Annotated in this window: 7 protein-coding genes; 5 read left to right on the plus strand and 2 right to left on the minus strand. The window is 70.1% G+C overall.

Annotated elements, in window-relative coordinates:
• Positions 1-4: 4 nt before the first annotated feature.
• From IPJ17_03945 to IPJ17_03955, 3 genes are read left to right on the plus strand one after another with little or no spacing between them, the layout of a single operon-like run.
• Positions 5-778: a glycosyltransferase family 2 protein gene (locus tag IPJ17_03945; GenBank protein ID QQR74749.1), complete on the plus strand. Its 774-nt coding sequence runs from the start codon at positions 5-7 to the stop codon at positions 776-778.
• Positions 775-1881, plus strand: coding sequence for an FAD-dependent monooxygenase (locus tag IPJ17_03950; protein ID QQR74750.1), 1107 nt, complete (start codon positions 775-777; stop codon positions 1879-1881). Before IPJ17_03945 ends, IPJ17_03950 begins: the two co-directional genes overlap by 4 nt.
• A 32-nt stretch (positions 1882-1913) precedes the next feature.
• On the plus strand, positions 1914-4115 hold the full coding sequence (locus tag IPJ17_03955) for an MMPL family transporter (GenBank protein ID QQR74751.1): 2202 nt from the start codon (positions 1914-1916) through the stop codon (positions 4113-4115).
• A 15-nt stretch (positions 4116-4130) separates the two neighbouring features.
• On the opposite strand, the gene IPJ17_03960 is transcribed toward IPJ17_03955, so the two are convergent.
• On the minus strand, positions 4131-5582 hold the full coding sequence (locus IPJ17_03960) for a PQQ-dependent sugar dehydrogenase (protein ID QQR74752.1): 1452 nt from the start codon (positions 5580-5582) through the stop codon (positions 4131-4133).
• 216 nt (positions 5583-5798) lie between these two features.
• Between IPJ17_03960 and IPJ17_03965 the strand changes: the two genes are divergently transcribed.
• Together IPJ17_03965 and wecB are read left to right on the plus strand one after the other, a co-directional pair.
• Complete coding sequence (locus IPJ17_03965; protein QQR74753.1) at positions 5799-6995, plus strand: glycosyltransferase; 1197 nt, start codon at positions 5799-5801, stop codon at positions 6993-6995.
• 6 nt (positions 6996-7001) lie between these two features.
• The gene (gene wecB, locus IPJ17_03970) at positions 7002-8117 is read left to right on the plus strand and encodes a UDP-N-acetylglucosamine 2-epimerase (non-hydrolyzing) (protein QQR74754.1); all 1116 of its coding nucleotides are present in this window, start codon (positions 7002-7004) and stop codon (positions 8115-8117) included.
• Between the two features lie 26 nt (positions 8118-8143).
• Here the strand turns inward: wecB and IPJ17_03975 are convergent, their stop codons facing one another.
• Positions 8144-13837, minus strand: coding sequence for a polysaccharide pyruvyl transferase family protein (locus IPJ17_03975; protein QQR74755.1), 5694 nt, complete (start codon positions 13835-13837; stop codon positions 8144-8146).
• Positions 13838-13939 lie beyond the last annotated feature (102 nt).

Consider the following 13939-nt stretch of genomic DNA (forward strand, 5'->3'; position numbering starts at 1 on the left):
AGCGATGATCGCCGGGTCGAGAGTCTGCGTGGTGCTGCCGGCGTACAACGCCGCGGCGACGCTCGCCCGCACCGTTTCGGAGCTGCCGCGTGACGTGGTCGACCGAATCCTCCTGGTCGACGACGCGAGCGGCGACCGAACCGTCGAGCTCGCCCGCGAGCTGGGACTCGAGACCCACGTCCATTCGGCGAATCGCGGATACGGCGGCAACCAGAAGACCTGCTACGGGCAGGCGCTCGACGGGCCGGAGGAGATCGTCGTGATGCTCCATCCGGACTACCAGTACTCGCCGCGCCTGGTCGCGGCGATGGCCTCGATGGTGGCGAGCGGCGAGTACGACGTCGTGCTCGGCTCGCGTCTGCTCGGCGGCGGAGCGCTTGCCGGCGGCATGCCGCTCTACAAGTACGTCGCCAACCGCGCCCTGACCTTCGTGCAGAACCTGCTGCTCGGTCACCGGCTTTCGGAGTACCACACCGGGTACCGCGCCTTTCGCCGCGACGTGCTCGAAAGCCTGCCGCTCGGCGAGAACTCCGACGACTTCGTCTTCGACGCCGAGATCCTGGCGCAGGCAATGCTCGCCGGTTATCGCATCGGCGAGCTCTCCTGCCCGACGCGCTACTTTCCCGAGGCCTCGTCGATCAACTTCCACCGTTCGGTCCGCTACGGTTTCGGCGTCCTGCGCGTCGCGCTTGCCGGGTGGTTGCACCGGACCGGCCTCCGCACGGCGCGATTCCTCGACCCGCACGGGCGGCGTTTGCCGCGTGGGGACGAGCGGTGAGCCGCGATCTGGTGATCGTCGGCGGCGGACCGGCCGGGTTGGCGCTCGCCCTGGCGGCGCGTCAACGAGGTCTCACGGTGACGGTCGTCGACAAGCGCCGCCCGCCGCTCGACAAGCCCTGCGGCGAGGGGATCATGCCGGCTGGCGCGACGATGCTCGCGCAGCTCGGGGTGTCGTTCCGCTCCGGCGAGGCTCGAGCCTTTCGCGGGATCCGCTACCTCGACGGTGACGTCGTGGCGGAAGGGGACTTCCCGCCGGGCCGACACGGTCTCGGCGTGAGGCGACCGACGCTGCACGCGGTGCTCGTTGCGGCCGCAGAGCGTGCGGGAGCGGAGCTCTGCTGGGGCGTGGAGGCGACCGGGCTCCTCCCCGGCGGGGGAGTGCAGACGGTCGCCGGGCCGCTGGCGGCACGGGTCGTGGCCGGAGCAGACGGGCTCCGCTCGCGGGTCCGGGCCTGGACCGGCCTCGCCGGCCCGGAGGCGAGACGGCGCCGCTTCGGCGTACGCCGCCACTACCGTCTGCATCCCTGGATCGACCGAGTCGAGGTGCATTGGGGCGAGGGCTGCGAAGCGTGCGTCACCCCGGTGAGCGACGATGAGGTCGGTGTCGCCCTGCTTGCCGACGGCGGCGGGCGGTTCGACGAGCTTCTCTCGCGGGTGCCGGCGCTGGCCCGTCGGCTCGCCGGAGCGCCGTCGAGCTCGCGCGACCTCGGCGCCGGGCCGTTCGAGCAGTCGGTGAAGGGCGTCGTCGCCGGGCGGGTCGCGCTCGTCGGCGATGCCTCGGGCTACCTCGACGCGCTCACCGGCGAGGGACTCTCTCTCGCCTTCGGCCAGGCGATCGATCTGGCCGCCGCGGTGGCCGAGGACGACCTCGAACGCTACGCGCGCGCCCATCGGCGCCGCGGCCTGCAGCCGCTTGCGGTGACCCGGCTGGCGCTCCTCGCCGAGGCGCATCCCGGGCTGCGCCGGCGCGTGGTGCGCGCGCTCGCGGCAGACCCCGAGCTCTTCTCGCGACTGCTCGCGGTGCTCGACGGGGCGGCACCGCCGTCGAGCCTCGGGCCGCTGCGGGCGCTGCGCTTCCTCGGTCACCTCGTTCACGCATGAGCGAACCGCGCGCAGCGGCGTCGGAGCGCTGGATGACGAAGCTGGTCGCGCACCGGCGATCCGTTCTCGCGCTTGGCGGCCTGCTCGTCCTCGCGGCACTTCCCGGGGCGGCGCGTCTCCAGTCCGACAACTCCCCTCAAGTCTTCTACCTCGCCGGAACGCCGGAGCTCGCCCGCTATCGATCGATGCTCGCCGACTTCGGCAGCGACGAAGGGGTGCGTCTGGTGGCTCAGGGACCAGGCCTCTGGACGCAAGAGGGGTTGACCTGGCTCGCCGGCCTCGAGCGCCGTGTCGCGGCGCTTCCCGGCGTCGACGCCGTCGCCGGGCTCGCCGGGCGACACGGACGGGACGGCTGGCCCCCGCCGAGCCCGGAGGCGTTTCGCGACGCGGCACGCGCCGATCGACTCGACCGCGCCTTCGGCTGGATCGATGCTCGCGGCGAGCTGACGACGACGCTCGCACTGCTCCGGCCGGGCACCGTCGAGTCCCAGCGACGGCTCTTCGCGGCGCTCGAAGGCGAGCTGGAGAACGCGCCGGCGGGAGTCCGAGCCCATCTCATCGGTGCGCGCTCGATCGACGCCGCGCTCGACGCGTCGGCGGCCGAGATCCAGCAGCGCTACTTCCCGCTGCTCGTCCTGCTCGCCGTCCTGCTGCTCGCGGCGAGCTTCCGCGAGTGGCGAGCCGTGGCGCTGCCGCTCGTCTTCGTCGGCGCCTGCGAGGCGCTGCTCCTCGGGGCGATGGGCTACGCGGGTGTCCGGCTCAACCTCATCCTGGCGATTCTCCCGCCGCTCGTCTTCGTCATCGCCCTGGCCTCGGCAGTGCACCTGCTGCTCGCCTGCCGCGACCTCGAGGCGACCGGCCTCGACGGCGTGGAGGCGACGCTGGCGACCTATCGCGACAAGGGACGCGCGGTCGTCTGGACGACGCTCTCGACCCTCGTCGGCTTCGCTTCGCTCGCGGTGAGCCCGGTCGGTCCGGTGCATGACCTCGGGTTCTGGGCCGGGGTCGGGATCGGCTTGCTGGGCCTCGGAGCGTTCACGCTCTATCCCTGCCTGCTCGCGCTCTCTCACGGCAGGCCGGGTGAGCTGCCCGAGCGGCGTGTCGAACGCCTGGCCCAAGGACTCGGCCGCGCCCTCGCCGGGAGGGCACCGCGTCACCGGACGGCGGTTCTGGTTCTCTACGCCGGCACCGCCGTGGCGGCGCTCGCCGGACTGCCGCGACTGCGGGTGGAGAGCAACGCCCTCGCCTACCTGCCGGCGCACCACCCGGTGCGACAACGCACCGCCGAGCTCGAGGCTCACGGTGTCGGCGTCTCGACCGTCGAGTTGCTGCTCGACGCGGACGGGACGGACTCGGGGTTCGATCACCCCGAGGCGCTCGCTGCCATGCTGCCGCTCGTCGACGGCCTGCGCGACGAGCCGGCTCTGCTCGGGGCGGTCTCGGCCGGCGAGATCCTGGAGGCGGCGACGCGCGACTCTCCCGCCGAGGGCTTCCTGCCTCCCGAGGCGCTGCGTGCCGAGACCCTGGCGGCGTTGCGTGCCGATGCTGGCGGCGCCCGCCTGCTCGCACCGTTCCTCACCGCCGACGGTCGCCGCGCGCGGATCACGCTCTTCGTCCGCACGGTGGGGGCCGAGGCGATCGCGCCGCTGCGCGAGCGGGCCGAGGCGGCCGCTCGCGCGGCCTTCCCGAGAGCGCAGGTCGCGCTCTCCGGCCAGTACCTGCTGCTGCTCGACATGCAGCGCTACCTGCTCTCGACCCTTGGCGGCTCGCTCGCCGTGACGGTGCCCGTGCTCTTCGCGACCTTCCTGTTGCTGCTCCGCCGTGTCGGCCTCGCCCTGCGCGCGCTCGCGCCGAACCTCTGGCCGGTGCTCGCCGTCTTCGGGCTGATGGGCTGGTCGGGCGTTCCGCTCGACGTCGCGACGGTGATGGTCGCGTCGGTCACCCTCGGGCTGGTGGTGGACGACACCATCCACACCCTGGCGCACTACCGCGAGGAACGGGATCGGCTCGGGAGCGGCGAAGCGATCGCCGGCCGGCTCGAACAGACGGCACCCGCCTACCTGCTGACCGGGCTCATCCTGATGGGCGGTTTCGGCGTCTGTGCGCTCTCCGACTTCGCGCCGACCGCGCGCTTCGGTCTGCTCTCGGCGGCGGCGATCGCCGTGGCGCTCGCCGCCGACCTGCTGCTCGTGCCGGTGCTCTTCGGGGAGAGCGCGACGACACCGCGAGAGTGAGCCTGCGCGCCGCGCTCAGGGGGTCTGCGAGCTCCAACGGGTGAGGTCGCCGGACTCGAAGGTGTCCTCGCCGAAGCCGGTCCAGAGTTTCCAGAAGCAGGCGTTCGACGCGACCTCGCCGTCGTGGAAGCAGGAGACCGTGCCCGCCGAGCCATTGACGATGTAGAGCTCGCCCAGGTGGTCCTGGCCGAAGGCATAGGTCCCGCTCGAGTGATTGACCGCGAGCGCGAAGTCCCAAGGTGCGGCCGGTGTGGCCTTCCAGACGTTGCCCAGGCAGTAGTCGGAATACAGGTAGATGCCGGCCAGAGATGCGATCTGGCTGCCGCGATAGCGATAGCCGCCCATGATCGAGCACCAGCCGCCGGCATTGCCGTCCTCGGCCCGGATCGGCTGGAGCAGGCCGGTGGTGTCGGCCGGGCAGTTGGTCACCGTGCAGCTCGACGGCGAGAGGTTCGACGGCTCGAGCCCCTCGCGGCAGACCCAGCCGAAGTTCTGACCGGCCGGCGTCGCGGCCGGAACGTAGTCGATCTCCTCGCCACGGCTCTGGCCGACGTCGCCGACCCACAGGTCGCCCGTGGCGCGATCGAAGCTGAAGCGGAACGGATTGCGCAGCCCGCGGGCCCAGATCTCGTCGGCTCCGAAGGTGGCGCCGGCAAAGGGGTTGGTCGGCGGGATCGAGTAGTTGCGCAGGGCGTCGGCCGGATAGTCGTCGCCCGACACGTCGAGCCGCAGGATCTTGCCGAGCAGGTAGGTTCCCGGATGGGTCTGCACCGGGTTGTAGTGCGAACCGTCGTAGCGCCACGCGTTCCCTGGAGGCATCAGGGGATCGCTGCCGACGCCGGCTGCCGGGCCGGTCGAGTCGCAGCCGCCGCCGCCGTCGCCGGTCGAGACGTAGAGCAGGCCGTCGAGGGGACCGAAGGCGAGCCAACCGCCGTTGTGGTTGCTTGCCGAGTGCGGGATGCGCAGCACCACCTGGGCGGTCGCCGGATCGGCGAGGTTCGGGTCGACGAGGCTCCGGGTGTAGCGCTCGACGACGATGTCGCCGGTGGTGATCGGGTCGGCGCCGTCCCAGTTCGTCGAGGTGTAGTAGACGTAGAAGTACCCGTTCTGGCGGAAGCTCGGGTGCACGGCGAGCGCGAGCAGGCCGCGCTCGCTCGAGGAGCCGGACTTGAGGACCTTTCCGGACCCGGTTTCTGTCGAGAGGTCGAGGAACGGGGTCGCGCGCAGTCCGCCCGATTCGTAGAGAAGGATGCGGCCGTTGTGCATGACGACCAGCCGGTGGGCCGTTCCGTCGTCGGGGTCGACATAGGCGATCGGCGCGTCCCCGGCGTAGGTGCCGGCGTTGAGACCGGTGATCATCTGCGCGAGCTGGAGCGCGGCGTGGGCGGACGACGCGAACACGGCGCAGCAGGAAACCAGCGCGAGGAGAACGCGGACACAGGAGCGCCTGCTGGAATGGGATCGCATCGATACTCCTTGCAGGCCCGCTTTCGGCGGGCGGTTTCGGGTCGGCGGATCGTAACCCGGGTCGCCTCCTTCTGGCGTGGAGGGAGCCACAACCCCATCGTGGCCCGAGCGTGAGACACTTGTGGAATCGTCCGAACCCATTCGCCCTTCCGCTACGCCACCCCGTGGGGACCCGCACTCGGCTTTCGGCTCGGCCGCGCCGAACGACGGTTCCGGTTGGGGGTTCGTGCGCTCGTCACCGGTCGTCGCTGGGAGCTCGCCTCCGCCTTCGCGGCGCTTCCCCGTCCGCTGCGGCTCGAGTCCCCGCGCGGGGATCGCGCGGTCGTCGTGCTGCCGGCGGTCGCCTGGGACTATCGCTGGCAGAGGCCGCAGCAGCTCGCGGTGGCACTCGCTGACGGAGGTCGGCCGGTCGTCTACCTCGATCCGTTCGCGCGCACCCATCTCGCACCCCGATTCACGGCTCGCCCGCTCACACCCTCGCTCCTCTGGGCGCTGCTCAGCCTGCCGGGGCTTCCCGACCCGTACCGAACGACCCTCGATCCTGCGCAGGCCGAAGTCCTCGCCGACGAGGTTCTCGCCGTCCTGGTGCAGCCGCCCGCCTGGCTGCTCGTCCAACTGCCGTTCTGGGAGCCGCTGGCGCGAGCCCTCGCCGCACGCACCGGTGCGCCGGTCGTCTACGACCGGCTCGACCTTCACGCGGGTTTCGCGGCGATCCCCGCCGCGGTGCTGGAGGCCGAAAGGCGCCTGTTGGGAGAGGCCAACCTGGTCGTCGCCACTTCCGCCGCGCTCGCCGAGACGCCCTCGGCGCCGGTAGCGGCGATCGCCCTGGTGCGCAACGGCGTCGACCTCGAGCGCTTTCGGCTGGCGCCGCCGCCGCGCAACCGGCGCCCGCGGGCCGGCTTCGTGGGGGCGCTGGCGTCGTGGGTGGATGCGGATGCGCTGCGCCACGCGGCGCGTGCTCGACCAGAGATCGAGTTCTTCATCGCCGGGCGCGTCGAGGATCGTGCCTTCGCCGAGCTCGAGCGCGAGCCCAACCTGCGCTTGATCGGCGAGATCCCCCACACGGCGGTGCCGCAGTTCCTCGCAGCGCTCGACATCGCCCTGGTGCCGTTTCGCGACCTGCCGCTGACTCGGGCCGTCGATCCGGTGAAGCTCTACGAGGCGCTGGCGGTCGGCGCTCCGGTGGTGGCGCGCCGCCTGCCGGAAATTGCCCGGTGGTCGACGCTACTCGAGCTCTACGACACGCCAACGGAGCTTCCGGCGGCGCTCGACCGGGCACTTGCCGACCCGGGAGCCGAGGCGCGGGCGGCACGTCGCGCCGCCGTGGTCGGCGAGAGCTGGGCGGAACGGGCGGCCGCCCTTGAGCGGCTCGTTGCCCCCCTGGTACGCTCGCTAGGTTCCGCACCCACCTGAAACCCCATGCCGACTCGCGTCCTGATCGTCTACGGAACTCGTCCGGAGGCGATCAAGATGGCGCCGGTGGCCTGGGCCTTGCGGCGGCGCCCGGACGACTTCGCCGTGACGCTCTGTTCGACCGCACAACACCGCGAGATGCTCGATCGGGTGCAGCGGGCGCTCGACCTCGCTCCGGACATCGACCTCGACCTCATGCGCCCCGACCAGGGTCTCAACGACCTTGCCGCGCGCGTGCTGACCGAGATGGACCGAACGATCTCCGCCCTGGCCCCCGAGTGGTTGATCGTCCAGGGCGATACCACGACGGCGATGACGGCGGCCCTGGCCGCCTTTCACCGCCGCGTGCGCGTGGCGCACGTCGAGGCCGGGCTGCGGACCGGCGACTTGCGGAGCCCGTTTCCAGAGGAGGGCAACCGGCAGCTGGCCGACCGCCTCGCCGACCTGCTCTTCGCGCCGACCGAGACGGCGCGCCAGGCATTGATCGCCGAGGGGATCGCGCCCGAGCGGATCCACGTGACCGGCAACACGGTGGTCGACGCGTTGCAGCAGATCGCCGCGGGGCTTGGCGAGGTGCCACCGAGCGGAGAGGTCCTGGTCACCGTCCACCGTCGCGAAAGCTTCGGTGCGCCGCTCGCCGAGATCTTCGAGGCGATCGCCGAGCTCGCTCGCCGCTTTCCGCAGACCCGGTTCTTCTATCCCGTGCACCGCAACCCGAACGTGCACGGCCCGGCGCATCTGGCCCTCGGTGGCCTGTCGAACGTCGAGCTGGCCGAGCCGCTCGACTACGTCGAATTGGTACGCCACCTGATGGCCTGCCGGCTGGTGCTCACCGACAGCGGTGGCATCCAGGAGGAGGCGCCCACCTTCGGCAAGCCGGTGCTCGTGCTGCGCGAGACGACCGAACGCCCCGAAGGGGTGACAGCGGGCGTGGCCAAGCTCGTCGGCACCGATCGCGCCCGCATCGTCGAGGAGGGGAGCCGCCTGCTCGCCGACGAAGGGACCTACCTGCGGATGGCCACGGCGGTGCAGCCGTATGGGGATGGGGGCGCGGGAGAGAGGATCGCCCAGCTGCTGGCCGCCGCGCGCGATGGAATGGGGCGGTTGCCGACTTCGGGGTGAAGGGCCTTCTAAAACCGGCTGCGGGTTCAGCTGCGGCGACAGAGCACGCGCCAGAACGACGCGCCGTATCGTTCGTACAGGTCCTGTTCACGGCCGGGTTCGCAGACTCCCGACGCGTCGAGCTCGGCGAGATAGGCCCGCAGGGCGCGCGATGTCACGTCGCGAAACGCGGGAGGAATCTCCTCCTCGACTCGTCCAGGCCACTCGCTGCGCAAGCTCTCGATCTCCGCCAGAACGGCCTCCCGAGAGAACCCGTCCAACGATCCAGGCAGCAGCTCCAGTTGCAGTCCGTTCTCGGCGAAGCGTGAGCGGTACTCGGCCAGCGTAAGATAGTTGAACGTGTCGTAGTTGGAGGCAAGGCCGGTTGTCCGAAGCAGCTCGGCAGCGGTCGAGAACTCAAGGAGCGAGACGGCGAACGCGCCATGGTGGCCGTCCTTGCGGACGAATCCCGGGAAGCGGCCATTGGGAATCTCGAGGTAGGCGGTGCCTTGCGGCGCCAGCCACCGCGAGATATTGGCCAGGAAGGGGTCGAGTGCCGCAACGTGCTCGATCACGTCGTTGGCAACGATGAGATCGAACGCCGCCGCGAACTCCGGACGCGCCACCGAGGCGTCGTGAAGGAGTGCCTCGATTGGCACCTCGTGATCTGCGGCGAGATGGCGCGACAGCGCAAGAAGTCGGTCGTTGACGTCGATCCCGAGAGGGACAGCTCCCGCCTCGGCCAACGCGACGAGGAAGCCGCCATACGCACATCCGATGTCGAGAACGCGTGCTCCGTCGAGTTGAATGTGAGGGCGGAGCGACGCGACGGCGAGTCGACCCCGCTGGACCGCCGTCGCTGCGTACTCCACATAGACCGGGAGGAACGGGTGATCGGCGATTCCGGCCAGGTGGGCGAGCAGCGCGTCGAAGTAGCGACGGTCGCTCTCGGGCCGGAGATGGGCAAAACGCGCGGCGAGCGCGACCACTGCGGAATCCGGACTCGCCGCCGGCGGCGGCGGTGAGGTCGTCGCCGGCAGCGGATGGTCGTCTTGGCGACGACTCTCGGGGCTTCCGGCGAGCGGCAACGTGTCCCCGGCGACCGGACGGCGATGTACCCGGGTGCTCCAGGGCGAGCGCTGTCGCGGGAGGTGTCGGCGCGCCTCCCAAAGCGGTAGCACCGCATCGATCCGCGCCGACCAGTCGTTTTCCCGCGCGAGCTCGCGAAGCCGAGCGCGGAAGGCGGGATCGCTGGCACGAGCGAGGGCTTCGTCGAGGGCGCGAGAGAAGGCGTCCGGTCCCTCGGCGATGAGCACCTCGGAGAATGCCTGACACTCGGGCATTGCGCTCGTCACCACCGGCTTGCCGCCGGCGAAGTACTCGTAGAGCTTGAGCGGTGAAGTGGCGAGCGTGATGTCGTTGATGCGGAAGGGAATCGTCGCCACGTCGAAGCGCGCGAGATAGGCCGGCAGCAGCGCGTAGTCGCGCGGTCCGAGACAGAGGATGTTCTCGGCGCGCAGCGTGGACCGGTTTCGCGCCAGTGCGCCTTCGTAGTCGGGTCCGATGAGAACGAATCCCCAGTCCGGACGTTCGGCCGCCACCGCGGCGATCAGCTCGTAATCGAACCAGTCGGCCAACGCGCCGTAGTAGCCGGCAATGTGGCGGCCACTCGCGAGCATCGCCGCGAAAGCTGGATCGTCCGGCGGTGGGGGCGGAGCCGCGAAGTGTGCGAAGTCGACGGCGTTGGGAAGGTAGAGCGCATCGGCGCGTTCGGCCAGCGCCTCGCGGTGGAGCCGCTGAGCAACGCTGGCAACGATCGGGGCTTTCGCCAGGGCCTGCCGATGATTGCGCTCGAGCATCGCGGGTTCGTAGGGGAACACCGCGAGGTCGTCGATCCAGTCGTAGAGGGGAACGGCGCCTTCGGGATAGTCGGCACAGAGATGGAAGTTGTAGGGGAACGACCAGAGCAGAGGCGCCGGCAAGGCGTGGAGCGTCTCGGGATCGCCGCGGAACAAGAAGAGGTTCGGCTCCAGCTCGGCGAAGCCTTCAATGGCGTCGTAGGCGTTCGAGCAGTCGAAGACGACGAGATAGCCGCGCCGCGCGAGCACACGAGCCAGGTGGTGCGGCCGCTGCAGAAGATGAATACCCCAGCCGACCGAGGGCAGGAAAACGACGGTTCCAGGAGCCTCGGCGGCACGTCGCAACAGGTCATGCGGGGGCAGAGACGTCTGCGCGGCTTCGGGGATCCGGTGAGACGGGGCCGCGGATCCCCACTTGTCGACGAAACGCTGTCGGTTCTCCTCGAAGATCCGTCGATAGGTGGACTCGCCGAGAAGGCGAAACGCCGATTTCTGCCAGTGGTGAATGAAGGCGTCGTACGCGCAACAGACCTCGAGCCCGATGCGGCGTGCGCGCAGCGAGTAGTCGTCGTCCTCGAACATGCCCACCGCAAAGCGCTCGTCGAGGGGGCCGAGTTGCTCGCAGACTTCTCGTCGCATCGCCAGGCAGAACATCGCCGCCATGTCGAGTCGCGCGAGGCGCCCGTCATTGCGCCAGGACCAGTCGGCCGCCCAGGCCGGCAGCTCGTCGAGATCTCGATAGGACGTCGCCACCTGGGCCGCATTGGAGATGGCGTTGGTCGCGGGGCCGAGCAGACCGATCCCGGGATTGGCGTGGAGGTGACGCACCAACGTGGCGAACGCACCGCGGGTCACCACGGTGTCGTTGTTGAGCAGGAGAAGGAACTCGCCGCTCGTGACCGCCAGTGCCCGATTGTTGGCAGCGGCAAAACCGAGGTTCTCGGCGTTGAGTTGAAGCGTCGTCAAGCTCCGGCCGTGGGCCCAGTGCGTGAGCAGCCCCCGGCTCTCGTCGCTCGAGCCGTTGTCTGCCACGACCACTTCGAGGTTCGGCCACTCGCATGCCGTGTCCAGGCTCTCCAGGCAGCGGGCTGTCAGGTCGGCGTTGTTGTGGGTCACGACCACGACCGAAAGACGCGGGAATGCTGCCTTCACCGCCGGCGCCATCTGCTCGAAACGATGCTGCCAAGTCTGTTCGGCCGCGAAGGCGCGGCGTCGACCCGCCTCTCCGTCATCCCCGGAAGAGAGTGCCGTGCGGATCTCTTCTTCGAAACCGGCGACGTCTTCGGCGACGCGCACCAACGAACCGAGCGCGACGATCTCGGGAAGTGGCGTCGAGACCACCGGCTTTCCTCCGGCCAGCATTTCGTACACCTTGACCGGGTCGGTTGCCTCCGTCAGCGGCGTACGCCGGAACGGGATGACGCAGACATCGAACTGCTCGAGCCATCGCGGAAGCTCGGTATACGAGACCTCGCCGATGAGCTCGACGTTCGGCCGCCCCTCGAGCGGGCCGAGATCTGCCCCAAAAGTCGAGCCGACGAGCACGAATCTCCAATCCGGGTTGCGCGCGGCGAGCTCGCCGACGAGCCTGCTGTCGAACCAGTCGGAGATGGCGCCGTAGTAGCCCACGACGGGTCGAGCCGCGGGAGTACGGATGGGGATGCCGGAGAAGTGCTCGAACTCGCAGGCGTTGGGGAGGCGGAGCACCCTCGAATTGAGCTTCCGAGCCTGGACCTCGAGGGCCGCGGCCGAGGCGAGGACGAGATCGGCGCCCGCGAGAAGGTTGTTCTCGAGCGCCAGCATCGGGCTCTCGTTCGTCGAGAATCCGCTGTGGAGATCCAGACAGTCGTAGACCACCGGCCAGGCGAAATGGGTCCGCGCCCGGTCCGCGAGTGGCCACCAGAATGGCAACTGCACCACCACCGCCGTGGCGCCGAGGGCCGCATCGCGGCGCAGCAGATCGAGCCCGGCGAAGAGCGCGTCGAGGGCCGGAGCCGGGTCGTCGCGGTAGACGTTGAGCGAGGGAGCCCGCAGGCTGACTTCGAAGACGCGCTCGCGGATCTCGCGCAGCTCGACGGACGGGCCCGTTTGCCGAAAGCGCTGCGAGACATAGAACACGCGATGACCCGCCGCCGCGAATCGCCCCATGAGCTGCTGCGGGCGCTGGAACCGGAAGTCCCAGTCGATGATCGGCAGACAGAGCACGTCGTGACGCGGCGGCAGCCCTCCCGGGAGCGGTGGACGCGGGGCGTCCGCAGGCGGAGCGACCAAGCGCGAAGGGGCGAGTGGCGCTGCCGAAGCCCTCGCGGGTGCGGTCGAGTTCGTGGTGGGGGAGGGAGACGTGGACAGGCCGAGGCGACGCCGAGCCGACCAATAGAGATTGCCGAACTTCCAGAGACGAGACGTCTGGATGCGAACGAGCTCGAGACGATGACGTTCGGCCGCAGCTCGGGTGAGCTTGGCTTCGGATCGAGCCTGGGCCAGCTCTTCGAGCGAGCGGGCGAGCTTGCCCTCCGCGTCGGTCAGGCGGCCGACGATCTGGCCGCACTCGCGCCGTAGCTGATCGACCTCGGCGAGGAGGCGATCTCGCTCAGCGATCGAGCGTCCCAGCTCCCGCTCTTGCTCCTCGCGTCGCGCCAGGTTCTCGCGACGCGCGCTCGCCAGATCGCGAGCGGCGGCGATGGCACCGGCGCCGAGGAGTCGCGACAGCGCCGGCAGTCGAGGGGCCGCGCCGAGGGCCTGCACGACCGCCCGGATGCCCGCGTTGGCCCGCTCGCGAAGGATCTGTCCGCAGGCCCGGGATCGCTGCGCGAACAGCGCCCTTTCGGAGAGAAGGCGGGCGATTCCGCCGGCGAGCTGTTCCGGGGAGAGGGGATCGACCGGAAGCACGAGCTCCTCGATCCCGAGCTCAGCGGCGATCGCTCGGACCTTTGGATCGTAGGCGATGGGGAGGCCGGGCACACCGGCGTTGGCCGCCAGGAGGAGCGCATGAAGCCGCATCGCCACCACTGCCCGCGAGGCGCCGAGGAGCGCGGACACCTCGCCGGGCGAGGTCTCCGTTTCCAGTACCGAGGTGCGCTCGCGTTCTCGCATCCGCTCGCGAACCGCGCGAGCAAACGGCAGGTCGGCATCGCCTTCGCCCCCCGAGGGCTGCATGGGAACGAAAAGCGCCCGGGCATCGGCCGCGACCAGCGCCCGGTCGAGGCCTTGAGCGAGCGTGGCGAGCAAACCGTCTCGATTCGTCGAGAACGGCCACGGGCGGAGTGCGATCGCGAGCCAGTTGCCGCCCGCGGCGAGAGAGTGCTCCTCGAGGATGGCATCGACACTTGGGCTGTGTCGGGCCTCCAGCAGGCAGGCGGGATCGGCAGCGAGGTCGATATGCGCCGGATCGGCGCCACAGTCGATCAGCAGCCGGCGTGAAGTTTCGTCACGGACCGAAGCGAATGCGGCTCCCGAGAGCAGAGCGGCGACGTACTCGCGGGCGTGGGGATCGTCGAGCGGTCCGGCCCCGACGGCCAGGAACCCGTAAGGCTTGCCGAGCGCGGCAGCGGTCAAGGCCGGGAGGGTGTGGCAGGTCAATCCCCACCCGGGGTCGAAAAGGACCCGACCGATGTCGACGGCCCAGTAGTCGTTCAGCAGCCCACCCCCGCCGACGACAACCAGGTCGCTTGCCGTAACGGCGTCGCGTGTCGCCCCGGGGTCGCGAATGGCGACGGTCTCGACCCCGTGAGCCCGCGCCGTTCCTTCGGGATCGGCGGTCACCACCGAGAGTCGCAGCGTCGGATCGATGGCCCGCAGACCGGCGAGGGCACCGGCGAGGATCGCCTCGTCGCCGAGATTGCTTTGGCCGTAGTTTCCGGCAATCAAGATACGCTTCGACACAGAAATCTCCTGCGGGGATCAGCCTCTCGCGAAGTTGTCCGGTGTACGAGACCGGCGCGGTGAGCAACTTGCTGCATGTGGAGACGGTCCTCGAGTCGAAAC

It is taken from the genome of Holophagales bacterium (assembly GCA_016699405.1).
Taxonomy (GTDB): domain Bacteria; phylum Acidobacteriota; class Thermoanaerobaculia; order Multivoradales; family JAGPDF01; genus JAAYLR01.

What these genes read in the sequence shown, in the direction of transcription:
- wecB (QQR74754.1), top strand. Translation starts at nt 7,002, where the DNA reads ATGCCGACTCGCGTCCTGATCGTCTACGGAACTCGTCCGGAGGCGATC.
- IPJ17_03955 (QQR74751.1), top strand. Translation starts at nt 1,914, where the DNA reads ATGACGAAGCTGGTCGCGCACCGGCGATCCGTTCTCGCGCTTGGCGGC.
- IPJ17_03945 (QQR74749.1), top strand. Translation starts at nt 5, where the DNA reads ATGATCGCCGGGTCGAGAGTCTGCGTGGTGCTGCCGGCGTACAACGCC.
- IPJ17_03960 (QQR74752.1), bottom strand. Translation starts at nt 5,582, where the DNA reads ATGCGATCCCATTCCAGCAGGCGCTCCTGTGTCCGCGTTCTCCTCGCG.